The 24,057-nt window shown below is 67.3% G+C and carries 18 protein-coding genes and 2 pseudogenes; 11 read left to right on the plus strand and 9 right to left on the minus strand.

From position 1 onward, the window contains the following. Positions 1 to 48: 48 nt before the first annotated feature. Positions 49 to 681 (minus strand): hypothetical protein, encoded by a 633-nt coding sequence (locus RM788_RS52675; protein ID WP_315929365.1) that lies wholly within the window; start codon positions 679 to 681, stop codon positions 49 to 51. Positions 682 to 1,571: 890 nt separating this feature from the next. Here RM788_RS52675 and RM788_RS52680 point away from each other — a divergent pair. Together RM788_RS52680 and RM788_RS52685 are read left to right on the plus strand one after the other, a co-directional pair. Continuing rightward, positions 1,572 to 2,036, plus strand: coding sequence for an NUDIX hydrolase (locus RM788_RS52680; protein ID WP_315934948.1), 465 nt, complete (start codon positions 1,572 to 1,574; stop codon positions 2,034 to 2,036). 105 nt (positions 2,037 to 2,141) lie between these two features. Beyond that, entirely contained in the window at positions 2,142 to 2,414 is a 273-nt protein-coding gene (locus RM788_RS52685) for a hypothetical protein (RefSeq protein WP_315929366.1), read from the plus strand. A gap of 14 nt (positions 2,415 to 2,428) precedes the next feature. Here RM788_RS52685 and RM788_RS52690 read toward each other — a convergent pair. The 6 genes and pseudogenes from RM788_RS52690 to RM788_RS52715 form a co-directional block, all read right to left on the minus strand. Further along, positions 2,429 to 3,244 (minus strand): annotated as a pseudogene (locus RM788_RS52690) (transposase family protein). A gap of 424 nt (positions 3,245 to 3,668) precedes the next feature. Next, a complete protein-coding gene (locus RM788_RS52695; RefSeq protein ID WP_315929367.1) occupies positions 3,669 to 4,163 on the minus strand; it encodes a hypothetical protein in 495 nt (164 codons plus the stop codon). Positions 4,164 to 4,429: 266 nt separating this feature from the next. After that, positions 4,430 to 6,676: an ATP-binding protein gene (locus tag RM788_RS52700; protein ID WP_315929368.1), complete on the minus strand. Its 2,247-nt coding sequence runs from the start codon at positions 6,674 to 6,676 to the stop codon at positions 4,430 to 4,432. Positions 6,677 to 7,470: 794 nt separating this feature from the next. Further along, on the minus strand, positions 7,471 to 7,608 hold the full coding sequence (locus RM788_RS52705; protein WP_315929369.1) for a hypothetical protein: 138 nt from the start codon (positions 7,606 to 7,608) through the stop codon (positions 7,471 to 7,473). 19 nt (positions 7,609 to 7,627) lie between these two features. Then, positions 7,628 to 8,509 (minus strand): Tn3 family transposase, encoded by an 882-nt coding sequence (locus tag RM788_RS52710; RefSeq protein WP_399342848.1) that lies wholly within the window; start codon positions 8,507 to 8,509, stop codon positions 7,628 to 7,630. Between the two features lie 147 nt (positions 8,510 to 8,656). Beyond that, entirely contained in the window at positions 8,657 to 9,919 is a 1,263-nt protein-coding gene (locus RM788_RS52715; protein WP_315929370.1) for an MFS transporter, read from the minus strand. A gap of 368 nt (positions 9,920 to 10,287) precedes the next feature. Between RM788_RS52715 and RM788_RS52720 the strand changes: the two genes are divergently transcribed. Next, complete coding sequence (locus RM788_RS52720) at positions 10,288 to 12,054, plus strand: M3 family metallopeptidase (protein ID WP_315929371.1); 1,767 nt, start codon at positions 10,288 to 10,290, stop codon at positions 12,052 to 12,054. A 170-nt stretch (positions 12,055 to 12,224) separates the two neighbouring features. Beyond that, complete coding sequence (locus tag RM788_RS52725) at positions 12,225 to 13,370, plus strand: HesA/MoeB/ThiF family protein (protein WP_315929372.1); 1,146 nt, start codon at positions 12,225 to 12,227, stop codon at positions 13,368 to 13,370. Between the two features lie 355 nt (positions 13,371 to 13,725). Here RM788_RS52725 and RM788_RS52730 read toward each other — a convergent pair whose 3' ends face one another. Continuing rightward, entirely contained in the window at positions 13,726 to 14,259 is a 534-nt protein-coding gene (locus RM788_RS52730) for a hypothetical protein (protein WP_399345333.1), read from the minus strand. Here RM788_RS52730 and RM788_RS53310 point away from each other — a divergent pair. The 7 genes and pseudogenes from RM788_RS53310 to RM788_RS52760 all read left to right on the plus strand — a co-directional run. After that, positions 14,143 to 14,412 (plus strand): annotated as a pseudogene (locus RM788_RS53310) (recombinase XerC); the annotation flags it as partial. The gene RM788_RS52730 and the pseudogene RM788_RS53310 overlap by 117 nt on opposite strands. Before the next feature lie 60 nt (positions 14,413 to 14,472). Continuing rightward, positions 14,473 to 15,603, plus strand: coding sequence for an IS4 family transposase (locus RM788_RS52735; protein WP_315929374.1), 1,131 nt, complete (start codon positions 14,473 to 14,475; stop codon positions 15,601 to 15,603). 444 nt (positions 15,604 to 16,047) lie between these two features. After that, positions 16,048 to 17,181 carry a type IV toxin-antitoxin system AbiEi family antitoxin domain-containing protein gene (locus RM788_RS52740; RefSeq protein ID WP_315929375.1) on the plus strand — a complete coding sequence of 378 codons (1,134 nt, stop codon included), beginning with the start codon at positions 16,048 to 16,050 and terminating at the stop codon, positions 17,179 to 17,181. After that, positions 17,178 to 18,098, plus strand: a complete 921-nt coding sequence (locus tag RM788_RS52745) for a nucleotidyl transferase AbiEii/AbiGii toxin family protein (protein ID WP_315929376.1) — start codon at positions 17,178 to 17,180, stop codon at positions 18,096 to 18,098. Before RM788_RS52740 ends, RM788_RS52745 begins: the two co-directional genes overlap by 4 nt. A 264-nt stretch (positions 18,099 to 18,362) precedes the next feature. Continuing rightward, positions 18,363 to 19,403, plus strand: coding sequence for a hypothetical protein (locus RM788_RS52750; protein ID WP_315929377.1), 1,041 nt, complete (start codon positions 18,363 to 18,365; stop codon positions 19,401 to 19,403). A gap of 232 nt (positions 19,404 to 19,635) precedes the next feature. Next, complete coding sequence (locus RM788_RS52755; protein ID WP_315929378.1) at positions 19,636 to 20,991, plus strand: C40 family peptidase; 1,356 nt, start codon at positions 19,636 to 19,638, stop codon at positions 20,989 to 20,991. A 933-nt stretch (positions 20,992 to 21,924) separates the two neighbouring features. Next, entirely contained in the window at positions 21,925 to 22,602 is a 678-nt protein-coding gene (locus tag RM788_RS52760; protein WP_315929379.1) for a DUF3800 domain-containing protein, read from the plus strand. A gap of 609 nt (positions 22,603 to 23,211) precedes the next feature. Here RM788_RS52760 and RM788_RS52765 read toward each other — a convergent pair. Continuing rightward, complete coding sequence (locus RM788_RS52765; protein WP_315929380.1) at positions 23,212 to 23,808, minus strand: hypothetical protein; 597 nt, start codon at positions 23,806 to 23,808, stop codon at positions 23,212 to 23,214. Positions 23,809 to 24,057: the final 249 nt, after the last annotated feature.

Below are 24,057 nucleotides of genomic sequence, written 5' to 3' on the forward strand. Positions count from 1 at the left end.
TGTGGGCCCGCACGACGCCGGAGTCGTGTGCCGTGTCGTAGGCGGTGGTCATCGCCGCGGGCGGGTGAGCAGCGCGTCGAGAAAGCGTTGACCCGCGGCGATGCCGATGCCGGTGGTGAACGCGGCGAGCAACCGCGCGGCGTGGGAGGTCCCGGTGTGACGTGGGTCGGCCGGAGCGGGGATCGGAGCGCCTGGAGGAGGGAAGTCCGGTTCGGGCTGCTCGCGGTCGACGGGTTCCTCGGCCGCGGCCCCGGTGGGGCGGGACAGGCGGTGGACGTGGTGGACGACGTCGGCGAGCTTGGTGGCCACCGGCTGCTCGTTCCAGACGAGCAGTTCGACTCGGCCGAGGCGGGCCAGTTCGGCGAAGCGGCCGTCCGCGCTGCCGACGAGGAAGGTGCGGATGCCGTCGGCGTGGACGCGGTGGGCGTGGGCGAGCAGTGCGAGTTCGGCGGCGTCGGGGCCGGGTGCCACGCGCAGCGGCGCGATCCGCAGCTGGGCCAGCTGCGAGGCGAGCGGATCACCGTCAAGGGTGTCGGGGCGTGCGTAGGCGGCCACCGCGTGGTGGATCGTCCCGGCGGCGGCCAGCAGCGTTTCCAGCCGTGCCCGCAACGGCCGTGGACGGAGTTGGGTGGCGCCGAGATTCTCCAGGTCCAGCAACAGAACTCGATCTTCGGAGATCACGAGGTCCTCTTTCCACTGTGCTCGTCGAGCGTGCTCGTGATGACCCACTCGGTCCTCACCACAGCGCCCCGGAACCCGGCGACGGGAGACGCAGTACAAGATCGTTGTCCGGATCGAGGAGGTACGCAGGACGAGGTTCGCGGTCGTGCTGGCCAAACGCGTCGGTGCTCCGGTCCTGCTCGTGAGGTCGCAGCGGGGATGCTGCTGCGATGAATCGGTTAGATGACGGCTGGTCGTGGGCCTGGCTCTGCTCGTGGCCCGTGCTGACGTCCAGGTTCGCGGTCAGGCGCGGCCTGGGTGCAGATGGTCATGTTAGGAACAGGCTGCCCGCAGTGACGCCGTCAGCTGGCTGATGGTCGAGGTGACCGGGTTCGTGCGGGTCTCGTCCGGGTTGGTTCACGGACGGCGGGGACGTGGCCGCGGCAGGGCGGGTCGGCTCAGTGCCCCCCGCGCGACGTTCACGGACCCCACGGGTAGGTCAGCGCGTCCCGGTCGAACGCGTGGATCAGCTCGGCGTCGGTGACGTGGCTGTCCGGGCGGAGGGAGGAAGTGTTGCCGAGACCGGCCGCGTTGAGCACGGCCCAGACCGCTTAGGCGATGGCCGCGTAGGTGTCGTTCGGCAGGTCGGGCGGCAGGCGCACTTCCAGGTGTCGGGTGTCGTCCACAGTGGCCAGATTGGCAGGGCACCAGCGTGCGCGCCAGTCCCCAATCAGAGGGTTTCCGCAGGTCAATTGGCCAATGGCCAACTCCGTGACCGTCGACGCATGACCCGATGCCGCTCCGGAAGAGTAAGAGAACCGCCATGACCGGGGACCTGTTGTGCCCGGCTCCGCGCCCGCACGGAACCACCCGCGCACCGCTGAGCAGCGGCTGCGACACTGGACGGTGTGATGGCCCCACCACTGCGCGTCGCCGCCCGCGTCATCGCCCTCGACCCCGCCGGACGGGTGCTGCTGGTGCACTATCCAGAACACGGCGGCTTCTGGGCGACACCCGGCGGACGTGTCGAGGACGGCGAAGACCACCGCACCGGTGCCCGCCGCGAACTGGTCGAGGAACTCGGCATCGACGACGCCCGCATCAACCTGCGTGACCAGGTGGCCGAACGCAGCCAGGAACACGAGATCGGCGACCAGGTCGTCCGGCAGGTCGAGCGCTACTTCCTCGCGGAGTTTGGTGCCGAGAACATCAACCCGGCTCAAGCCAACCAGCCCGACACCATCAGCGCCGTTCGGTGGTGGACGCTCTCAGAACTCGCCGACACGACAGAAACGGTCTACCCGCTCGGCCTCGTCGACCTCGTCACGAACATCCAGACCATGGGGATTCCGTCGAGTCCAGTCGTATTGCGGTAGGCACCTTGCGGTGTCCGGACCTAGTTTGCGGGTCTAATCAAGCGGCTTTGGATCCAGCGGACTCGTATCACGCGGTCGTGGTCGACTTGGGGCACCATTGCTGTCATGGGGCGCGAGACCAGCGACGAAGCGTACGTACTCGACCTGTGCGACCAACTGTTGAACGAGGACGGGAAACGTCAGGCCCGCTTCGATTGGTTGATCGGCGACCCAGGCAAGGACGGCCGTGCTCGCACACTGCCCGTTGACAGCCACTGGCCCCGGCACGCTCTGGTGGTGGAGTACCAGGAGATCCAGCACGACCGTCCTAACCAGCACTTCGACAAACCCGACCGACTCACTGAGGCTTTCCGAGTAACCATTCGTGGCGTTGTGTGATCAACCGTTGTGGATCATGTGGTTCGGTGGTTCTCGTGGTGCAGCAGGACAAGCGCCGCCCCGACGATGTCACCCAGCCTCCACGGGCAGCCGCGATAGCGACGCAGGGCCTTGTACGTGGTCTTGAGCAACGAGTTGGCGCGTTCACCCAGGCAACGCAGCGCGCCGTGGATCGCGTTGTAAGCCTGCTGATCCACGGTCAACGACGCGTCCGCGGGCTTCTTGACCGGGATCCGGAAGAGGCCGGGTTCGCCCTCATAGCCCAGATCGGCCAGCGCGAGGGCGCCATCGCCGATCCAGTCCGCGATCCGGCCCAACAGTTCCGGGTCGGTGCGGGCGGCACTCATGTCGTGCTCCCGGCCGGGCCGCACCCCGGAGGTCCACAACGGCCACCCGTCCGGAGCGGACACGACCTGAATGTTCCCACCGTGGTGCTTGTGTTTTCCACTCCACCACAGGTCCACCCCGACGGTGGGGCCGGGAGTGGAGATCCGGTCGGTCCGGATCAGCGTGCCGTCCACGATCACGTGCGAGTACCCGACGACCTTGGCCGCCAACAACGCGCCGTGCAACGACGGCGCGAGCGCCGCGATCCCCTCGTCGCGGTAGGCGTACGCCGTCGAGGACGAGATCCCGTTGTCGCGGGCCAACCCCGACATCCGGGTGTCGTCGAGGAATCACCGCAGCACCAACACCGCCTGCTTGTAGGTTCCCATCGCCCGAGTGGCCTTCCGTGTGCCCCGACGCACCCGTCCATCGTGCAACAGCATGGACAGGAACAGGACGCTGTCCTCCGACACGTCGAGCACAGCCTCGTATGCGACACTCATGACGCGCGGAACTCCTCGTGAAGATGATCTTTGGTAGGACCACCTTCATAGCGGGAGTTCCGCGTCTTTCGTCTCCGCCGCGCCCGAGGCGCGGCACCGAATCCACGGCGATCACACAGCGCCACCAGTCGTTACGCGGAATAGCTCACTGTCAGCGGTGTCCACCGCGGACTGCAACGCGCGCGGTATGACCAGCGCCGAAACGAGCAGATCCCGGCCCACGGACTGCGGCTGGTAGTGATCAAGCCAGCTGACCTCGCCTCCGATCGGCGAGGCCGACTGCTGCGGCACCGGGACGAGGATCTGCGTGCACTTCGCGCCAAGCTCGCGGAGTAGCCGATACCGCGTGCTCGGCACCGAATTCGCAATGTAAGTCCGGACAACCTGCCCTGCCAGCGTCCGAACCTGCTTTGCGGCTCGCAGATCAGCGCCGGGCACACCCGCAAGGTGCAGTCGGAGAGGGCACGGTGGCCTCGGCGACCCGCTCGGCGTGCACCCGGTTGTTCTCCGCGACTTGCGTCGCATGAGCCTGAACCTGCTGGGCATCCACCCGACTGGCTTCCGCAACCTGCTCGGCATGAGCCTGCACCCGCTCGGCGTGGGCCTGCACTTTTTCCCGCTGTGCCAGCTCAAGCTCCTGGGTGCGCTGCCGTCGCGCGGCCAGGTACAAAGCGAACAGTCCGCCGCCGCCGACGGCGACCGACGCGGCGAGCTTGAACACCTCGAGCACCGCGGTGGCCCGCTTGTCCTGCTCCAGTTGCAGGCCGTCGACCCACGTCCACAGCAGCACCGACGCCACAGCGGTCACGGCCAGCACCGCCACCGCGACCGCCGGAACCGTCCACCGCGGCAACGGCGGCCGCACCACCCCCGCTACCGGAGCAGGCGTGTTCACCGGGCTGTCCTCGGAGTTGACCATGTCTCTGCGGTCGTGCATCCCGCCCCCGGCGCTACACCGGACCCGGCACCCGCGACCGCGGTGCCGCGGACCGTCCCGACCCCTCGGGGGACTGGCGTCCTCCACACCCAACTTGGTCGGCTGACCTGTACATATAGCGAGGGCAGAGCCCCGGAGACGTCGCGAGCCGGGCTTACCGGGGCGGGTGCTGAGGAGACGACCGAGTGAACCCGCGCTTCCCGCACCGGCGGTCCTACCGACAGGCAACCGCCGCCACTCGGCCGCCTCTATGACGGTCTGATCGACGTCTGCTCCGGATCGAGGTCGTCGAGTTGCCGCTGTACGCGGTCGGCGTCGGTGGTGCGTCCCAACTGCCGGTACAGCTCCAGGGCTTCCCGCCATACCTCGCCGGTCTGCGCGTGGTGGCCGAGGGCGGCGTGGGGGCGGCCGAGGCTGTCGAGGACATCGGCGGCCGCGGCGGTGTGGCCGAGGGTGCGGAACAGGGTGAGGGCTTGTCGGTAGTGGTCGACGGCCTGGAGGTGGTGGCCGGTGTGGTGTTCGACGAAGGCCAGGCTGTCCAGGGTGGCCGCCTGGCCGTTGAGGTTGTGGTGGCTGCGGTGCAGGGACAGGGCGGCCTGGCAGTGGGTGCGGGCGGTGTCGTAGTCGCCCAGGCACGCGGCGAACCAGCCCACCTGGTTGAGCGTGATGGCCACCCTTCCCGGCTGGCCGAGGACGCGAAAGAGGTCCAGCGCGTGGTGGGCGTGCACCAGAGCCTGCCCGTTGTCCCCTCGAAGCTCCCACACCTGCGCGAAGGTGTGGTGGATGTGGGCCTGCCGCTCGAGGTCCTGGTGCAGTTCCGCGAGGGCGAGGGCTTGGCGCAGGTGGGTGATGGCCTGCTCGTGTCCTCCGAGCACGGCGTGGGCGTGACCGAGCCGTTGGTGGGCGTAGCTGCGGGTGGCGGGCGAGGGCAGGTGGTCGGCGGCATCGGTGGCGGCCTGCCACACGGCCAGATCGTCGTGGCGGTGCCCTCGCCGCCAGTGCAGGGTGCCCAGGGTCCTGGCCAGGTTCCACACGATCTGATGGCGGTGGTGCAGGGCGGCGGTGCGCTGGACGGCGAGCAGATGGGAGTGGTGGGTGTCGAACCAGGCCAGCGCGGCGGCGTGGTCGGACAGCGGGTGTGGCCGTGTGCCGGGCGCGGACGGGTCGAGCGGGGTCGGTGTGCCGTGGGGGTCCAGCAGGCGGTCGGCGGCGGAGGCGGTGTGCAGGTAGAAGTCCGTCACACGCTCCAACGCCGCCGTTCGTGCCGGTTCGGGGAGTGTGTCGTGGGCGTAGGCGACGGCGTAGGCGCGGACCAGGTCGTGCATCGCGTAGCGGCCGTGCGGGTGCCGGTCGAGCAGGGAGTGTTCCTCCAGGACGCGCAGGATCTTGCGTGTTTGCGGCGGTGGCAGGCCGGTGAGCGATGTGACGGCGGACAGGTCGGTGTCCGGGCCGGGGGTGATTCCGAGCAAGGCGAACACCCGTCGCTGCGGTTCGGTGAGGTGGCGCAGGGACCAGGACAGCACCGTGGGCAGGCTGGCGTCGGGATCGTCGTGGTCGAGCATCTCCAGCCCCAGGTCGCGTAGTTCGGTGGCGAACTCGACCAGCGGGATGGTGGGGCGGGTGGCGGCGTGGCGGGCGGTGATCGTCAACGCCAGCGGGTGGCGCCCGCACAGGCCGATCAGCTCGGCGGTCGCACCGGGTTCGGCGGCCACCCGTTCGTCGCCGAGGCGTGCGGCCAGCAGGACGCGGGCCTCGTCGTGGGTGAGGACGTCCAGTTGCAGGTGGCGGGCGCCGTGCCGGTCGATCAGGGACGGCAGTGTGGTGCGGCCGGTGACCAGCACCGTGCAGGTGGGGCTGCCGGGCAGCAGCGGGACGACCTGGTCGGCGGTGGCGGCGTTGTCCAGCACGATGAGCATCCGTCGCCCGGCGACCAGGCTGCGGTACAGCGCGGTCTGCGTGGCCAGCTCCGGCGGGAGTCCGCCGGGGTCGACGCCGAGGGCGTCGAGGAAACCGCGCACCGCGTCACCCGGTTCGACCGGTCTCCCGGTGGGGCTGAACCCGCGCAGGTCGACGAACAGCTGCCCGTCGGGGAACCGGTGCAGGTTGCGGTGCGCCCAGGCCAGGGCCAGCCAGGTCTTGCCGACCCCGCCCGTCCCGCCGATGGCCGAGATCATCACCGCCGTGCCCACCGCAGGGTCGACCGGGACCGTTCCCGCCGCGATCGCGTCCCGACTACCGGGTACGGCGGTCAGGACACGGTCCAGCTCGGCCGACTCCGCCACCCGCCCGGCGAACACCACCGGCGCGGCGGGCAGTTGACGCGGCACCACCGGCGCGGGCGGAGGTGCCGCGTGCAGGTGCACGTCACCGTGCATCACACCGGCCTGCACCACCGCACCCGCGGCGCCCGACACCGTGTTGCGCACCTCCGGCTCGCCTCCCCGGCCGCGGCCCGCGGCCTCGGGGTCCTCGGGCTGTTCAGGTTCGGGTGTCACCAACCCGGACACCTCCCCGACCCGGACCCATCGGACAGGTCCCCAGGAGTCCGCCTACTTCGCGGAGTACGGGGATGGGTGTCCGTTGTGGATGGTCGTCGAGTCCGATCATCGTTGGGGCGCAGGGCTTCGCGGCTTGTGACGGTGATCAGGCCGAGTCGGCGGTCGGCCGGTGAGTCGGTCGGGCAGGTTGTGTTCCCGGAGCCGGTGATCACGACGGCGCCCGTGCTGGCGGAGGGGGAGAGGCCGTTCATCGGGCCCTGGCGCGGGTCGACCGCCACGGTGACCGGCGGCTGGGCGGGTACCGGCGCCCTGGTGGAACGTGTTCGTGACAACCGACCTCCCGCCATGCCGCTCAGACACCCACCCGGTCAGGATCGTGGAATCGCGTCCGGTGCCACCACCGCCGACCGGGTGTCGTGATCACCGTGCTGGTCCACTCGGCCACCTGCGGACAGCCTTGCCGGACACGGAGCGCGGGCGGTATCGACCTCGCAGACATGGCCGCCCGCTGCACTGCGCGATCACCTGGGTCTACCTCGCACGACGCTGACCCCGCCACTGGTGGGCGGTGGGCGATGGGGCCTTGCCCTGGGGATCTCAGTCCTCCGATTCGCCCCATGCCTCCGGGCTGTCGAAGACCATCGGGTTGCTCACGAGGGTGGACAGGAAGTCGGTGACCATTGGGACGTCCCGGCTGGCCAGCCGTATCAGCGCTATGGGGGACCGGCGATCCGGCCCGCGACCTCGGTGAACGGCCGCAGTCGACGTCGTCCGTCGGCGCGGGGGCGTGGCTAGCAGACCAGGCCGAGCCAGTCGGCGTAGGAGACGAGGTCGGGGTTGGCTCGGCGCAGATCCGCGCCGCCGCGACCCTGCTGCACCGTCACGCCGAACACCCCGACCTCGTGGAACCTCTTCGCGGCCACATCCAACCGGTGATCCACACGGTTCTCAGGTAGGCCGAGCCTGGCTGCTCGCGGCCGTTGTGTCTGGCCACGCGATCCTCGGGGGAGTCGCTGCGGCACTCGCCTCCTGCTGGCCCGGCATGCTCTGCCCGATGCGTTCCAACGCATAGAACCCGGCCAGCCGGACCGCGGCTTTGTCCGATCCCAGTTGGTCGAAGGCTTTCGCGATGGCCTCGCCGAGTTGGGTGGGGTGCCCGTCGCGCGAGAGCATCCGGATCACGTCGTGGGCGCGGACGGCGCCGGTGTGGATGGAGGCGACGATCCGCAGGATGTCCTCCCAGTGCTGGGCCGCCCGCGTGAGGTCGACGCGGCCGCGGGCGGCGGTGGTGAACGGCCCGTAATCGGCTTTCGGGTCGATCCGCCACAGCTTCTGATCCGGCAGGTCCGCGAGCTGCGGGCGGTAGGTCCAGCAGCTCGCGAGCGACAGGAGTCCGAACACGATGTCGCTGTAGGACGCGGTGTCGGTGACGGTCATCTGCGGTTTCACGCCGCCGTCGCGGTCATAGAGCACGTCGAGCACGTGCAGCGAGTCGCGCGGGGTGCCGCGACGACCTTCGCGACGAGCCCGGCGGTTTGGTCGTTGACCATGTTCAACCACGTCGCCCCGCGCGACCCGCGGCCGCGCGGGAAGTGCCGAGGGTTGGGCCGAGTGCAGGGTGCGGACCGGGACAACGAACCGCATCCCGTCCACCGACGCAACGTGGCCGCCACCCCACAGCCCTGCCAAACCGATCCCGGCTTGGGCCTCGATCGGGCCACCCGACAGTGCAGATGGACTGGGCGTTCCGGCCGAAGGGGATCGCACCCTTCGCTGGTCTGCGGCCACGCAGCCAGCGGCGGGGCTGGACAGTTCCCTGGACGTGCCCACCCCGATCGAGTGTGAAAGACTTCACGCCGCCCCAATCGTGGCATGAAGTCCACCAAGTCGACTCTACGAAATCCAGGGCGCATCACCGACTCCGCAAGGCCCAGAACGCATCAGTTGTGACAATTGCGGAACCGCGCATGGCAGTCATCACGACGAGTTCCTACCCGCGGGCGTGGCCTCGGTGGATTCCACGCTGGCAAGGCTGCTGCGCAGGCCGAGAAGCCCGACGAAGGCACGCAGACCAGCGCCGACCAGGATGATCAGGACCATGTTGTGCAACATGCTTTCCAGGCTGCCCGCGACGATCGAGGCCAGCGGGATGCTGGAGAAGGCGATCATGCGAGTGGTCGCAACGACCCGGCCGAGCAAATCCCGCCGGACTATGCGCTGACGCAATGTGAACCAGGCGACCACGTTCATCGATCCCAAAACGAACACCAACGCGGACACCACGGCCACGCCGATGGGATCCCGGAAGACCACCAGCAGCGCTGTGGTCAGCCCCGCGGCCACCGTGGACAAGGCGATGGTCCTGCCGTTGCCGAGTCTGCGGATCACCTTCGGCGCGAGCAGTGAGCCGAGCAGCGCGCCGCCGCCCTGGGCGGCGAACACCATGCCCACGGCTGTGGATGACATCTCGAGGTAGGTCGTGAGGTAGTAGACGAGGTTCGCCTGGATCAGCCAGATGGCGAAGTTGGTGCCGGTGAACAGCAGGCTTCCCGCGAGCAGCGGCCTGTTCTCCCTGGTGATGTAGCGCAGTGCCTCCCTAATGCCGCTGATCATGCGCACGGGCGTGGTCTCGACCGCTGCGGGTGGTCGAGGCGTCACCCGGATCAGCAGGATGATGAAGGCACTGGCGACGAACGAAAAGGCGTCGATGTAGATGGCGGTCTCGAACCCGACAAAGGCGACAAGGCCGCCGGCGAGCACCGGACCGGCGAGGCTGACCACGTTGTCACTGGACTGCAGCAGCGCGTTGGCGCGGTCGAGGTTATTGGCGCGCACCACGTCAGGCAGCCAGCCCTGGAACGCCGGGTGGTACATCGGCTCCACCGACGACAGCAGCAGCGCCACGGCGTAGATCAGGATCAGGTGCACTGCGCCGACCGACACCATGATCGCCAGCGCGAGCGCGAACACACCAGCTACGAGGTCACCGACCACGAGTAACCGCTTTCGGTCAAAACGGTCGGCGAACACCCCGCCGGGCAGCGACAGCAGTAGGAAAGGTCCGTACTCCAAGGCGTAGAGCGCCGCGGTCTGCAGCGCTGATCCGGTCAGGTCGAGCACGAGCAGGGGCAGCGTGATCCGATAGATCCAGGTCCCCGTGTTCGAGATGACATATGCCGCCCACAGCAGGTGGAAGCGCGAGCCCAACCCGCCGCCCCGCTTATCCACATCGTTACCCATAGTGTTCCTCCGGTACGGGACCAGGACCGACATGACGCTATCAATAGCGCCGGGATGACACGTGAACCGCCAATGCCCCATAAGGGTGATCTAGTGCGACCCTTCGGTCCACTGTCATCTATGAGTTGTTCGTCTTAATCTGTCAATATGGTACGGATTTCCCGGTCGAGAGCCCATTCGGAGGCATACCTGCGCAATCTCTGACCGCAATTATCGGGATCTTGGGACTTGCCGCCCACCCGAATGGACCAGTGAAATGGATTGACGAGGGCGGATTGCCTGATTAACCTCCACAGGGGGACGGCGAAATGTCGTACGAAGTGGAAAAATAGTTGACCAGGGTGACATTATCCGGGGAGTCGGTAAATGTGTTCACCGATGTGGACGCGTGCGCATTGATATCCGACTTGGATTTGATCACGCAGGAGCTAGGACGCTTTCGTCGTATTTATCGAGGTATTTTGGCTACCCTAGCCGCTCCCGAACTCGCGGCCGCTGTCGCGGAAGCGGAGCAGATCCTGACCCCGCTGTTGGAAGCCAGTGCCTACGCCGAGGCCAGGCTGGCCGCGGACGCCGACGACGAGACCGGCGCCGAGGTCCTGGATCACTGCGAACGGCTGTGGTCGCGGGTGGCGTCGACATGGGACTTCTTCGAGCCCGAGTTGGCCAGGTCGAGGGCGGAGGATGCGTCGCACGCCACCGAGTTGGACCGTCACCGCAACTACCTGGCGCGACTGCGCGCCTCTGCCACGTTCCAACCCGCGGAACCGGTCGCCTCGGTGATGGCAGGGCTCGATCCTGTGCCAGCGTGGGAAACCCTGGCCCGTCAGATGCTTGCCCGGATCCGGCCCGGTGGCGAGCCGCTGGGCGCCGTGCTGCCCGCGCTCTACGCGCCCGACGTGGAGTTCCGCAGACGTCGTGCGGACGATGTCAGCTCGGCCCTGCTCGCCGAGGTGGACCTGCGGGCATCCGTCCTGGGCGGCTTGGCACAAGCACGCGCGGCGCGCGCCGAGGTGTCCGGGGCACGAGACTGGGCCCACGCGGAACGTGTGGCGAACCAAGTCGATGACCGAGACCTGGCCGCGCTGCTGGAGACGGTGCGCGGCTCGTTGGGAACGGTGCACAGGTACTACAGCTGGAAGCGGACGGCATTGGGACACCCGCTCAGTGATTCCGATCGCTACGCACCGCTTCCGGGCTCGCCTGGCGGCCACTCCTGGGAATTGACCCGCGAGGTGGTCCTGGAGGCGTTCCGTCGAATAGGCGGTCGGGTGGCCGACGTCGCCGCGGAACTGCTGGACTCCGGAGCGGTCGACGCCTTTCCGCGACAGCGGAAGACTCGCGGGGCGCTGACCTTCGGTTTGCCCTCCGGGCGGGTGGCGGTCCTGCTCAACTTCACCGGTGTGCAGCGCGACGTACTGACCTTGGCGCACGAGCTGGGTCACGCAGCGCATCTGAGGCTTGCGGTCGGACGAGGCGCGTTCACCGCCACCGCCCCTACCGTGCTCGGTGAGACCGTCGCGTTGTTCACCGAGTCGGTGGCTGCCGATGTCCTAGCCGAACGTGCGGACGATGCAACGGCCCGAGTCGCGCTCACCGCCCGCACCGTCGAGGACCGACTGGTCGCGGTATTCCGCCAAGTAGTCCTGCACGACTTCGAGGACTGGTTACACACGGCCGGAGGGCGGTCGGAACGGTTGGACGCGGAGTCGTTGGCCGAGCGATGGATTGAGGGGCAGCGCCGGTTGTACGGCGATGCGATACAGCTCACTGACGGTTATCGACACTGGTGGAGCTACCTCGATGAGTTGTTCCTGCGTCCAGGAGGTCGGTTCGCCTACCCATACGGCCAACTGGCGGCCATGGCGCTGGCGGCCCGCTTCCGTGAGACGCCCTCGTCGTTCCGCCCCCGGTTCGAGTCGTTGTTGTCCGCGGGCGCCAGCGCTCCACCTGCGGAGCTCCTCGGTGAGCTGGGAGTGCATCCCGACGATCCGTGTTCCTGGCAGGAGGGCGTGGACGCGCTCATCGCCCAGGTCGACGCGCTGCGAGCCGATCGACCCGACAAGCGGTCCGATGACCGTCTGTCCCCGAGTTTTACCCGTGCCGAGCACAACCAGGAGGTGATCACGCCATGACCATCACGATGAAGATTCGCAAGACCAGCACCGCAGCCAGCGCCAACGAGGGCTGATCGCAATGAACGCCCGCTGGTGGACCGCGTAACGGGCGGTCCACCAGCGGGCGACTCCATCTTAGTCTGCCGACAGGCCTCGATCCCCAGCCCACTTCGCTACGAGGAAGCCCGATGACGCAGCCGATCCTGCCCAAGCTCAAGCACATGACGCCCGCGTTCGCCGTCGACGGCATGCTCTACATCAGCGGCTACGGCCAGGTAGCCGAGATCCCCGACGACAACGGCGCGATCCACCGCATGTGCCGGCTGCTCGATGGCACCAGGACCGCCGCGGAGGTGTATTGCGACCTGGCCGCAGATTATCCGGAGATCACCGCGGCAGAGGTCGAGGCAGCCATCGCCCAGTTCGACGAGTCAGGATTCCTGATCAATGGCGCGGTCACCCCCGACGGGCTGCTCGACGACTACGAGCAGGCGCGCTGGGCCCGAAATATCAACTTCTTCGGATCGTACTGCTCCCTGGCTGACAACCAGTTCCAGTACCAGCGCACGCTCCTGGACGCACGGGTGACGCTGCTGGGGCTGGGTGGCTTGGGCTGCCACATCCTGCAGGATCTGGCAGCCATGGGGATCGGTCACGTGCGGGTCGTCGAGTTCGACCGCGTCGAGATGTCGAACCTCAACCGTCAGATCCTCTACCGCGACGCCGACATCGGTCAGCCCAAAATCGACCTGGCAGTGGATCGCATCCGGCAATTCAACCCCCGGATCGACATCGAGAAGATCCCCCGCCGCATCGAGAACACCGACGACGTGCTCGCCGCTGTGGACGGCGCCGACGTGGTGATCTCCGTGGCCGACCGGCCCAAGATGGAGATCAACCACTGGGTCAACGAGGGGTGCGTCCGTGCGGGCGTCCCCCTCGTCACCGGCGGTCTGGACACCCAGCGCGCCGTGTACTTCACGATGGTGCCCGGCCAGACCGGCTGCATCGAGTGCTGGCGCCTCGGCGTGTTCCGGACCGACCAGGTGTCGGCGACGTTGCTGGCGGAAAAGCGCGAGCGCCAGATCGGTGGTGACAATGCTGCGTTCGTCCCTCTGGTGACCATGGTGACCGGTCTGCTCATCGGCGAGACAGTCCGCCTGTTAACCGGCGTAGCACCGCCGGTGGCAGCGGGCAGACTGATGCAGTTGCGCTTCGACGACTATGAGATGACGGAGTACGAAACCTGGAAGCGGTTGCCGGACTGCCCGGTCTGCGGCACCTCCACACCGACCGGTCCGCCTGCGACGCTGAAAACCAATCAGCTCGCCTGAGCAGCTTAGAGGCTCCGGCACATGATGATTACCTGAGGCGATGGGTGGTGGGACGCCCTTCCCACCGGTAGATCTGGCGGGCTGACCGGCGGGCGCGGTGGAGGTGACCGTGCTGCGACCCGACGAGCATGCACCAACCGCTGCTGCGTGAAGGATCTGCCATCTACAGGTCTTGACTGCGGTCGGCGTCGGGAACCAGAAGCGTGTCCGCGTGGATCAAGGCGTCGTCGGCGAATCGAGTGAGGTCGAGTTCGAGCAGGATCTCGGCCTGCACGACCAGCGCTCGTGCCGCTTCGAAATTTCCTCGTGGAGGCCACCCTCAAGGTGTCGTCGTAGGACGGTGAGCCGGGTTGGATCACGTGCTCCGGTTGAGGGTTGTGATCAACTCCCGGTTGGCCGTTCGCGCGGCTTCCAGTTCCTGATCGTGTTCTTGGAGCTGGCTAAGCAGGTCGACGACCAACTGCTCCAGTTCGGTAATCCGGTGTTGGAGCTGGTCGACGTCGGCTGAAGCGCCCAGCCCGGACTTTCGCCATGCCCGCTCGCCGAGCAGTTCGGACAGCTTGGTCTCCGACTGCCGGATGTGGGCGGCCTGCCGGATGGCCTGCCCTTGCGCATTGGCCAGGTCTGCCTGGAGTGGAGCCCGGCTGGCCATCGGCACCTCGCCTTGGGCCACCCCAGCCCATTGCCCCGTCCACACAGGGCGCCACGCTGCACCGCGACCTTGATGGCCGAACTCCCCCACCACTCGGGGGTGCGCTCGGCCGAGGTCGCGGACTTGGAGGTGGCCGACGTCCGCATGTCCGCCCGAAAAGGGCGCCTGATCATCCGAGGCAAGGGCGACAAGCGGCGGGAAGTCCCGATCAACGCCGCTTTGCGCGAACGCCTTCAGGCCTGGCTGGACGTACGGCCGCAGTGGCCCGGTGCCGAGTTCCCTTCGCTGCTGCTGGCCGAACGAGGCCACGGGCTGACCTCGCGCACCGTGTACGACGCACCGGCCTGGGCAGCGCCACACCCAGATGCAGGCCCAATGGTCATGAGTTAAGTGATCATCTGGCATGATGAGCCGATGGCGAGTCAGGGTGCCCGGGCTGGTGCGAGTCGGTTGATCGATGACGTGTCGATCGGGTTGTTGGCGACGGTGTTCCCCGATGTGATGGTCGAGGCCGCGTTGGACGACTGCGATGCCCGTGAGGTGCGGACGCGTGCGTTGCCGGCGCGGGTGGTGGTGTTGTTCACGCTCGCGATGTGGCTGCACCACGGCAAGGGCTATGTGCGGGTGTTGACCGCGCTGCTCGACGGGTTGCGTTGGGCTCGGGGCGGCTGGGACGGCTACCGGGTGCCGACGGACGGGGCGATCTCGTTGGCGCGGGGCCGTCTGGGCGACGCCCCGATGCGGGCGTTGTTCACCGCCTCGACGATCCGGGGTTCGGCTGCCGTGGTCCCGGAAGCGGCCTGGCGGGGGCTGCGCAAGGTCGCTGTCGACGGGACGGTCTTCGACGTGCCGTCCTCGACGCGCAACGCCGAGGCTTTCGACATCCCCGCCGGCGGGGTCCATCCCCAGGTGCGCCTGGTCGTGCTGGCCGAGTGCGGGACCTTGGGGCTGGTGGGCGCGGCGTTCGACTCGATCGGTGTGGGTGAGCGGGAACTGTTCGAGCGGTTGCTGCCCGATCTGGGTGAGGGCATGCTGCTCACCGCGGATCGAGGGTTCGCGTCCTACGAGTTGTGGGTGAAGGCCGCCGCGACCGGGGCGCACCTGTTGTGGCGGGTCTCGTCGGCATTCGCGTTGCCCTGTGTCGAGGCCCTGTTGGATGGCACCTATCTCAGCGAGTTGCGTGGGCGTCGTCGGGCGGAGCGGGTCACGGTGCGGGTCATCGAGTACTCCGTCGTGGACGACGTGGGTGTCTCGGAGGTGTTCGCCTTGATCACCACGCTGCTGGACCCGGTGGTGGCCCCGGCGTTGGAGTTGGCCCGGTGCTACGCGGACCGGTGGGATATCGAGGTGTTGTTCCGCCTGGTCAAGGTGGATTTGCGTGCGCCGGGCGGGGTACTGCGTTCTGGCACCCCGGTGCTGGTGCGCCAGGAACTCTGGGCTTTGTTGTGTCTGTATCAGGCGTTGCGGACCCTGATCATCCGGACCGCGGTGATCGCCGCCCTCGACCCGACCCGGATCAGATTCCTGCCCGCCCTCGATGCTGTGAAGGCCTCGGTCGGTCGGGCTTTTTCCCCCTCGTGACCTGGCCAAGGCGCTGGCGTTCTTCCTGGCGGACCTGCCCACGATGCTGATCAGGGAACGGCCGGAGCGGACCGCGCCGATCGTCACCACCCGTCCCAGCCTGCGCTACAAGACTCGAAGCCGAACCGACCCCGTAACGACCGTGGTCACTCGGACCATCGTGCTCCACCCCTGCCGCACACCACAGATGATCACTTAACTCATGACCATTGGATGCAGGCCAGGCTCGCACTTGAGTGCCGCGATCGCATCGGTCTCCCGCTCCATGGCCAGGGGGTAGCGCCCAGCAGTCCGGTAGTTGCGTGCAGGTGAAGAAGTAGCGGCCGACTACAGGTGTCAACATCGTTCAACCAGAAGATGACTACAGCGAAGAATACATAGCTATACAGCGTTCCTTACACATAGGAGGTAAGAATCGCTGCTCACTCGTGTAGTATTTGCTGTATGAGGGTTGTGAAGGCGATGGAGTTGCTGTCGGCTTACACCGCTGATCAGTGGGGGTTGGTCACCACCGCGCAGGCCAGGAAGGTCGGCGTGGACAGCGTGACCCTGCTGCGCCTGGGGGAGGCGGGTTTCCTCGAGCACGTCCGTCGCGGTGTGCACGCCGCGACCGCGGCGGGCGAATCCGCCCACGAGGCCGAGCGTGCCGCGTGGTTGTTGCTCAACCCCGCGGTGCCCGCCTGGGAGCGGCCCAAGCTCGACGTCGACGGTGGGGTGATCTCGCATCGGTCCGCCGCGCTGCTGCACGGGATCGGTGACCTGGTCGCGGAGCGGGTGGAGATCACCGTGCCCCGGCGCCGCACCACCCGCGACCCCGACACGAGACTGCGTGTCGGCCGCCTGCCCGACGACGACGTCACGTTGGTGGACGGCCTGCCGGTGACCACCGTGGAGCGCACCGTGCTCGACCTGATCGCAGACCACGTCGACGGCGGGCACGCCGGGCAGGTGATCCACCAGGCCGCACGCCGCGGACTGCTCGACCTCGACCGCCTCGCCCCCCGCCTGGGGGATTACTGCCGTCGCTACGGCGTGCGCGGCCGTGACGGACACGCCCTGATCGACAACCTGCTCGAGCAGGCCGGTATCGACCCCGCCCGTGCCCGGCCACAACCGACGCCCCCGACGTCGCCGTTGTCCAGCTGGTTGTCCGTGCGCGCGGCCGCCGGGTCTTCGCTGCCCGGTGCCCTGGGCATCTTCGACCGGAACGGCGCGCTGGCACGGATCATGGAGAGCAGTTCGGGTATCAGCGCCATCGCCGCCTCCAATCCGCTGCTGGCAGGTGGCCTCGGAAGTGCCGCGTTCGACGTGCTCAAGAGCAATGGGGCGTTCGGTGCGGGTCTGATCCCGTCCTCGGCGCTGGGCGTGCTGGGCGGCACCGGTATCCATGCTCTGCGGAGTAGCGCGTTCGATGCCGCGCGCTCGTCGCTGTGGTCGGACGGCAGCCTGGGGCGTGCCGCGTGGGCAGCCTCCGGGCACCTGCCCGTGAACCCGGCCGGTGACGACGGGGACGAGGGCAAGGACGGGGATCCGTCCGTGGAGATTCATACCGACAGCGACGAGGACACCGCCCGTTGATCACTGCCCCGGCGGAATTCCGCAGACGACTCAACACCGCGGCCAAGGCCCACGTCCGGATCCACGGCGGGTCGGTGCAGGACCTGATGGAGCGGTTCTACCTGAGTCGACTGCTGGCGCGCGCCTACTCCCACGATCCCCAGGGCTGGCTGCTCAAAGGCGGCCAGGCGCTGCTCGTCCGGTACACCGACGCCCGGCACTCCCGCGACCTCGACCTGCTCTACCGGCACGCCGATCGCGATCTCGACGACGCGGTGACCGCGCTGCGCACCGCCGCCGTTGAGGACTTGGGCGACCACGTGTGCTTCGAGTTCTTCGACACGACCTCCACCAGCAAGATCGGCCACGCCCGCAGGGTCCGCTTCACCCCGATCATCGGCACGAAATCATCGTCCGTGCTCGGCGTCGACGTCGTGGTCGGCCCGGCGCCGTTCGGGGAGCCCGTCAGCAGGATCCTCACACCGGTGCTGGCCGTGGAGGGCATCGAAGCCGGGCCGGTGGTGCGGCTCTACCCGATCGTCGACCACCTGGCGGACAAGATCTGCGCCATGCACGAGCGGCATTCCGGAGTGGCGTCCTCCCGCTACCGCGACCTGGTGGACATCCTGCTGATGATCCTGCGCGAGCCGATCGACGGCACCCAGTTGCGCACCGCGCTGCACACCGAGGTGGGGCGTCGTCGACTCCGCGGTACCGACATCACGTTGCCCCGGCGTTTCCGGGCTCCCGACCCCGTCTGGATCCCCGGTTATCGCGACGAGGCCAGGACCGTGGCCGGACTCGAGCGATTCCGCACCTGGGACGAGGCCTTCCCCTTCGTCTGTCGGTTCCTCGACCCGCTGCTGGCCGACCGGCCGCCCGGCACGTGGCGACCCGAGGCCGGGGACTGGCGCGGTCAGGACGGACCCGAGGCATAGTCGGCGTGACGGCCGTGTCTCGGGTCGCCGGGTTCCTGAAGGCATCGTCGAGCGCGGTCCGCGAGCACGCGCTGTAGGCGGTGTCCGCGGTCGACATCGGACCGAGGCCTCATGGTTCCGGGCCCAGCGTCGACAGCGTCTCGACGCTGAAGCACGAGCGACGTCTGTGGCGATCTTCATGGTGTGACCGATTCCGAACAGCAGCCCGCGCCCGAGCCGAGGCGAGGTTCGACACGAAATCCCATCAATCCGGATCTTCCGGACATGGTCGGGCAACTGTTGCGTGAGATGGAGAGGCTCGCTGATCACGCCGGGCTCAGCTTCCCCAAAGTCGTCGAGCGCATGTCGAGCAGGGGCCCGAGGGTGAACAAGTCCGATGTCACCAGGTGGCGGGAAGGCAGGAGCCTGCCGAGGGCGGACGACGCCGTTTTGTGGGCCAAGGTCTGTGGCGGCGAGGTGGATCACGTCGCCGTGTTGCACGCGCGGGCCGAGCCCGCGTTCGAGGAATGGAAGAAGAACTCGGATCGACGCCGTCGGAGCGGCGGTTCGTCCGTGGCCGATGCGGCACCCAAGGTCTCCGCGGGTAGGGCTGTCTCGCCTGCCACGGACACTGTCGGGCAGGCCGGTGGCCTCCGGTGGCGGTGGGTCGTGACCGTCTGTGCGATCGCGGTGCTGTTGGTCGGAGTGCTGGTGTGGTTCGAGGTCGCCGCCGAGCACGACCTATCGTCACCGGCGGTTTTCACGGCGGAATCGTGTAGTTGGCCGCAGCGGCCGCTGCCGCCGATCACCTGGACGGCGCCCAGCGGGACGCGACGGCAGGTACCCCTGATGTACAAGGTGCCCAGCGGCCCCGACTCGACCGATGTCGTCGTCGAGGCCGGCGGGTCGGTACTGCAGCCGTTCGTGGCCACGGCCCCACGCATCGACCAGGTGGCGGCGATCATCGGGATCGACTCGCAGCGTGCCGATGACCGTGCGCGCCACCCGATTCGATTCGAGGTCGTCGAGCCGGGCCAGGCAGGGACGCCACCGCGACTGCTCGGTCAAGGCCGGGCCGAGGTCACACAGGACAACGTCAACAAGGACCTGCCTGTCACGGTCGACGTGACGGTGACACCCGGCCGGCTGTACGTGCTTCGTGTGGTCAACGAGGCGGATGTCGACCCGATCGGGATCTACATGAACCGACTGCGCGGGAACGGCCGCAGCGTGGCATACGACGCCGACGGCTGCGTGATCGGCGGCATCCTCCCGTTCGATGCGGCGGGGTGGGTGTTGTCCGGGTTCGTCTCGGCCACCTCATAGCCTCAACCGACCCCGGTCGCATGGTTGCCGAAACCGGATGCAACCGCAGGTCAGCGGACTGCGAAAAGCCTTGTAACCAGAAACCGGTGGGCGTCGGCTGGGGAAGAAAACACGATGTGGTCATCCACTCACCGCATTTGGCAGGAGAGCCGAGATGACAGCAACCTGGAATGACCCGAGCACAACTTCGCAACGGCCGACACGGACGTCCCGATCGTCAGCGGCCACCATCATGACGATCCTCGCGTTCGTGACGACGATGCTCGGGGTGTCACTGGTCCGAGCCAATCCGGCCGCGGCGGCCTTACCCGGCTGCCTCGCCGGAGAGATCGTCGACGTGACCGCCACCCCGTCGGGAAACGGCTACACCCTGGTCGGCGGTGACGGCGGAGTGTTCAACTTCGGCGACAGCCGGTTTCAGGGGTCGATGGGCGGCAAGCCGCTGAACAAGCCGATGGTGGCCATCGCGTCCACCGCCTCCGGCGCCGGCTATTGGGAGATCGCCGCCGACGGGGGAGTCTTCGCCTTCGGCGACGCGATGCCGCCGGCGGACAACCCGCTGCCCGGCATGCAACTCATCGCCCCCGTGGTCGACGTCGCACGCGTCGGCGCGCAGGGTCTGCTCCTGGTCGCCGGTGATGGCGGGGTGTTCGCCCTCGGCGGTGCCCGGCACTACGGATCGATGGCCGGACGGCCCCTCAACGCCCCGATGGTCGACATCGTGACCAGCCCCACCGGCAACGGCTACGCCACGATCGCCGCCGACGGGGGAGTCTTCGCCTTCGGCGACTACCAGGGCCCGGCCGACAACCCGGTGCCCGGCATGGCCGCCCGCGGTCAACTGCGCCAACCCATCACCGGCGCCGCCCGGCACGGCTCCGGCTTCGGGCTGATCCTGGTCGGCGGTGACGGCGGCACCTTCGCACTGGGCGGGGCCACGTTCATCGGCTCGGCAGCCAACCTCACCCTGGCCAAGCCGATCTCCGGCATCGCCCTCGACTCCGCCGGCACAGCCCAGTGGCTGACCGGTAGGGACGGCGGCGTGTTCGCCTACGGCCCAGGCAACCCGTTCATGGGCAACGCGGTGAGCAACGGCAACTGCTCTAGCACACCGGCCACCACCACCGGTGTCAAGATCGTGCAGTACGCCAAGGACATCCGTGACGGCAAGCCCGTCACTCCCTGGCAGGGCGGTGCGGTGCCCTACTCGTGGGGTGGCGGCCACGGCACGATCGCCGGTCCGTCGGCGGGTACCTGCATCGGCTACACCGGAAGTGCCCAGCCATGCCCGGCTGAGCGCACCAAGGGCGTGGACTGCTCAGGGTTCACCCGTTGGGTCTACAAGCTGGCCTACGGCACCGATGTGTTCGGCGGCGTCAACACCAATGGCCAACTCGCCCGGATGAAGAAGGTCACCTCACCTCTACCCGGTGACCTCGTCTTCTTCGGCGCCAGCGCCAGCAACACCACCCACGTCGGCGTCTACATCGGCAACGGCCGCATGATCGAAGCCCCGAACACAGGCTCCGACGTCAAGGAAAACCCGGTCTCCAGCCACCCCAAGCTGGTCGGCTACTACCGGTACTAGCCCCTCGGGACACGATGTCGGAGGGGTGTGGTCACCCGCGTGATCTCCGACGCCGCGGAAGGCAGCCAATTCGACCGGCTGCCTTCCGCAGTTCGTGTTCGAGGCCTTGTCGGCTCCGGTCGCCCGCGGAACGGGATGGTGGGCTCTTGCTACCGGCACCGGCTCAGTCCGGCCATTGCGATCGCGGGCCACGCTCCCACGGTGGGGTGCCATGGTGGCATCGACATCGGATCTCGTATCTGTGCACAGTCACGGTCCTATCGGGTGCCGGTGACACATTTGAAGAACGCGCCCGTCGCCGCATGGCGGCCGAGGTCGAGCAAGGGCAAACAAGCCGGTGACCCGGCGGGGCACCGGCGTGAGAGGGCCAGCGGCAGGTGCCCATGCCGAGCATCGTCGTAAGCAGCACGACATCCATCCGTGTGGTCGGGTTTCGGGAGCCGGTCACGGTGCACCGGGACGTATGGGCCACTGGTTGCCGTACTCCCGACATCGACATCTGGAGAGTGGCTGCCGACGATCCATCTAGAAGAGGGGGTATTTGTTGAACGCAAAAATAGGGTTTGGGCTGCGGCCAAAAGAGTGGTCTTCTTCGCCGTGGGTGACCGATAAGCGTTGCGGGCTATGTCATGTCCGGCAGAGGACGGTCTCTGCGGATCAGCATTGCTGTGGGTGACCCTGTTCCTCGCACAGTCCGTATCCCAACCGGGTGGTGACCAACCAATCGAACCCCTGGGTCGATCGTTGCGCTGACCGCCGATGATCATCAAAGCTGCTGACATGGTTTGACCAGGGGCTATGGCTGGTAGCGACTGGTAATCCCAGATTTTTTAGCGCGGCCGGCCCGGTCTCGCCATGGTCGAGGGGCTGACCGGCGATCTCCACTTCGGGGGCGGCCCTCGTCGGGATCATGCAAGGCTTTACCGTTTGCGCGTGAGCGACGTGCGCCTGTTCTACATTGACGATTCCGGGGCCCAGACGTCGAACCTGGCGGTGTACGGCTGGGTGGAGCTATTGGTACCGGACTGGCGGCCTGCCCTGCGGTCGTGGTTGAACTGGCGCAAAGCTCTCAACGACTCGGTCGGGCTGCCTGCCAGCTACGAGTTGCACGCGACCAAGTTCGCCAACGGCCGCGGGCGCCCCACAGGAACCGGATGGGACCACCGCAAGGCGAATAGGTCCCAGTTCATGGTCGATGCGCTGTCGATGATCTCTGAGATGCCCGGTGTACGCACCGGTGCGGTCTGCCGCGACACGACGGGAAAACGGTTCTCCGAGGCCAAAGCCATGCTCTACAGCGACTTGGTCGCCATGCTCGACGGTCGTCTCGTCGACGCTGGACAACATGGCTTCGTGATCATGGATGGTGACGGTACGGACCCGTCCTACCGGCAAGCGCACCGCAACCTGAAACTGGACACGCGCAACCTCGTCGAGGATCCGTTCTTCCAGGGATCCCACCTCAGCCAATGGGTGCAGGTCGCCGACCTGGTCGCCTACGCCGCCTACCAGGCGGTGCTACGCGCACCCGGTAAGGAGATCATGTGGGAGTGGTACCCCAGTCTGCTGGGGCATGTCTGCAGCACAGGCGGGGGAGCTCGCATGATGTGACATCAGGACATAGACCTGCGGCTGCACCCAAAAAGAAGCTGGACCCGCTTACCCACGAGAGTGGGACGGGTCCGCTCCGACAGTGTAGCAAACTTTCCAGCCATACCGGCAGTGGCTTGTAAGCCTGAAGCGTGTCGCTGGCTACTTCGCGTGATGATGTGTGAGTCTACGGGTCTGACCTGGGATTATCGTAGATGAAGCTGCTGTGGCGTCCATGGAAAGGCCTGTTGCTCGTCTCTGTTCCGATGAGTCGATGCCAGTGCGTCAGTGGGCAGGGACGTGCCAGCGGGCGGCCAGGAGCGGTGGGGACGTGACATCCGCTGGTCAAAGGAGTTCGGATGCCCGTCTTCGCTGAGTTGTCGGGGTGGTGACTACGAAGTTACAGACTCTGTAATTTCCCTGCTCACGTATGGTTCTGGCTGTCCTCTTCGTCAGTTGCAACGATCAGTCGGAGATCGGTGCCGCAGAACACTCCAAGGGGAGCCGGTAGCGCGGTACTATCTTGATGGAGTTCCGCGCCGCGGGCGTCGAGCGAGTCGCAAGGCCAGGTGCACCTGGGGTATACCGGGACCCTGGCCTTACGCATGCCCGGAGATCGATTTGTCCTGGTCAGCAGCCCGTATCGACGTTCACCTCGTAGAGTCGATCAGCCAGCAGGGAACGGTAGACCGGTGCGCCGAACCGATGCGCCCGCACCGCGCCGGCCACGATGTCCGCTGCCCAGAATAGTGGTTCCTCGGCGCCGGCCTGGTGCTCCACTCGGAAATGAGTGCCCTTGGGCAGGGTATAGCGCGCTCCCGTCACTGTGGCAACGTCACGGGCGTTCAACGCCGCAGTGCGAGACTCGATCAACAGTTCCTGCACGCCGTAACTGTGCAGTTCACAGGTCAGGCGAGTCAGGCAGGCTGCCCTGGCCCGCTCCTGACGTCGATGCCGCACCGGGGAGCCGATGGTGACCACGTGCATACCCTCGACTTCGGCCAAGTCTCGGGCCGCTGTATGCCGATAGGCCGTGGTCATCGAGGTCCAGTGCAGCTTTGCGCCACGGGGACGCCCAGGAAGCGCGCGCAGCATATCGCGGACTTGATCATGGACCACGCTGTCGAACACGACAGCGGCAAGCACGTAGAAACCGGTGCCGTCGAGGCTCTCCTGGAACGACTCGTCAGCGAATGCTCGGGTTAACGAAAGCTGGGACTCCACCACGAGGGAAACGGTAGTCAAGTGGTGTAACCCCGCCCCTCTCGTTGTCTGCATGAGGACGTTCCGGTCACACCGCTAGGCGGCGTGGCCGCTTCGGTTGCCGGGGTCAGCTTCCACCCTGTCCTTTTGAAAATACGATAACCGCTGATCAGCCATGCCCAGGGTGCCCACCTAAGGCACGACTTGGAGCTCGGGGTCGCTCGAGCGCCGTTATGCGTACTCGACTGCCATTTGCATATCGTGGAGCTGCTG

The organism is Umezawaea sp. Da 62-37 (assembly GCF_032460545.1).
Classification (GTDB): Bacteria; Actinomycetota; Actinomycetes; order Mycobacteriales; family Pseudonocardiaceae; genus Umezawaea.

Bases quoted from the DNA above. Each gene is read 5' to 3' on its own strand.
- RM788_RS52695 (WP_315929367.1), bottom strand. From the start codon at position 4,163: ATGGTCAACTCCGAGGACAGCCCGGTGAACACGCCTGCTCCGGTAGCG.
- RM788_RS52740 (WP_315929375.1), top strand. From the start codon at position 16,048: ATGAGGGTTGTGAAGGCGATGGAGTTGCTGTCGGCTTACACCGCTGAT.
- RM788_RS52680 (WP_315934948.1), top strand. From the start codon at position 1,572: ATGGCCCCACCACTGCGCGTCGCCGCCCGCGTCATCGCCCTCGACCCC.
- RM788_RS52685 (WP_315929366.1), top strand. From the start codon at position 2,142: ATGGGGCGCGAGACCAGCGACGAAGCGTACGTACTCGACCTGTGCGAC.
- RM788_RS52725 (WP_315929372.1), top strand. From the start codon at position 12,225: ATGACGCAGCCGATCCTGCCCAAGCTCAAGCACATGACGCCCGCGTTC.
- RM788_RS52750 (WP_315929377.1), top strand. From the start codon at position 18,363: ATGGTCGGGCAACTGTTGCGTGAGATGGAGAGGCTCGCTGATCACGCC.
- RM788_RS52755 (WP_315929378.1), top strand. From the start codon at position 19,636: ATGACGATCCTCGCGTTCGTGACGACGATGCTCGGGGTGTCACTGGTC.
- RM788_RS52715 (WP_315929370.1), bottom strand. From the start codon at position 9,919: ATGGGTAACGATGTGGATAAGCGGGGCGGCGGGTTGGGCTCGCGCTTC.